General features: G+C 67.9%; 1 protein-coding gene. It reads right to left on the bottom strand.

Annotated elements, in window-relative coordinates; genetic code table 11:
- Positions 1 to 101: 101 nt before the first annotated feature.
- A partial coding sequence (locus tag DBR34_RS23880; protein ID WP_258224101.1) for an efflux RND transporter permease subunit occupies positions 102 to 1446 on the bottom strand: 1345 nt, incomplete at its 5' end.

Here is a 1446-nt window from a genome sequence, read left to right on the forward strand (position 1 = left end):
CGCGGCCAAGGCCATCGGCAGTGACGGCGTGCTGCACGCAAAGCGCCGCCGGGCAATGCCCGGCGCCACGCGGGGCCGACAGTGCGTCGGCCCCGGCAACATCAGCCTTCCGTAGTCCTGGCCTCATCCGGCTTCACCCGGAACCATGCCGCATACAGCGCCGGCAGGAACACCAGGGTGAGCACGGTGCCGACGATCAACCCGCCCATGATCGAGATCGCCATCGAGCCGTAGAACGCACTGCGCGACAGCGGGATCATCGCCAGCACCGCGGCCAGCGCGGTCAGCACGATCGGGCGGAAGCGGCGCACGGTGGCGTCGATGATGGCGTGCCAGCGGTCGTGCCCGGCATCGATGTCCTGCTGGATCTGGTCGATCAGGATCACCGAGTTGCGCATGATCATGCCGGCCAGCGCGATGGTACCCAGCAGCGCCACGAAGCCGAACGGCGCGCGGAACAGCAGCAGGAACAGCGTGGCACCGATGATGCCCAGCGGTGCGGTGACCAGCACCATGGCCGCACGCGAGAAGCTGCGCAGCTGCAGCATCAGCAGCGTGGCCACCACGATCAGGAACAGCGGCATGCCGGCCTTGATCGAGTTCTGCCCGCGTGCCGAGTCTTCGACGGTACCGCCGGTTTCCAGCAGGTAGCCCGAGGGCAGCTGCGCGCGGATGCCGTCCAGGGTGGGCAGGATCTGCTGCACCACGTCCAGCGGCTGCATGCCATCGCCGATGTCGGCGCGCACGGTCACCGTGGGCAGGCGGTTGCGGTGCCAGATGATGCCGTCCTCGAAGGCATACTCCAGGCGCGCCACCTGCGACAGCGTCACCGGGGTGCCGCTGGCGGTGGGAATGGCCAGGCTGCCGAGCAGGCCCAGCTGGGCGCGCTCGTTGTCCGGCCCGCGCAGCAGCATCTCGATCTGGCGGTTGCCTTCGCGGTAGGTGCTTACGCTCATGCCCGACAGCGAGCTGCTCAGGAACTGGCTTACCTGCGCGCTGCTCACGCCCAGCGCGCGGGCGCGGTCCTGGTCGATCACCAGCCGCACCACCTTGCTCGGCTCGCTCCAGTCCAGGTTGACGTTGATCACGTGCGGGTTCTCGCGCACCTTGGCTTCAACCTGGCGGGCAATCGCCTGCACCTGCGCGATGTGCTCGCCGGAAATGCGCATCTGCACCGGGTAGCCTACCGGCGGGCCGTTCTCCAGACGGGTCACGCGCATCTGCACGTCCGGGAACTGCTTGATCACGTCCTTCATCAGCCAGTCGCGGGTGGATTCACGGGCCTTGGCGTCGGCCGTGAGCACCACGAACTGGGCGAAGTTGGTGGCCGGCAGCTGCTGGTCCAACGGCAGGTAGAAGCGCGGCGAACCGGTGCCGACGTAGGCCACGTAGTTGCTGATGCCCTCGCGGCCCTTCAACAGTTTTTCCAGCTTGGTGGCCTGGGCC

Source organism: Stenotrophomonas sp. HMWF003 (assembly GCF_003061285.1).
In the GTDB taxonomy this organism is placed as follows: domain Bacteria; phylum Pseudomonadota; class Gammaproteobacteria; order Xanthomonadales; family Xanthomonadaceae; genus Stenotrophomonas; species Stenotrophomonas maltophilia_AP.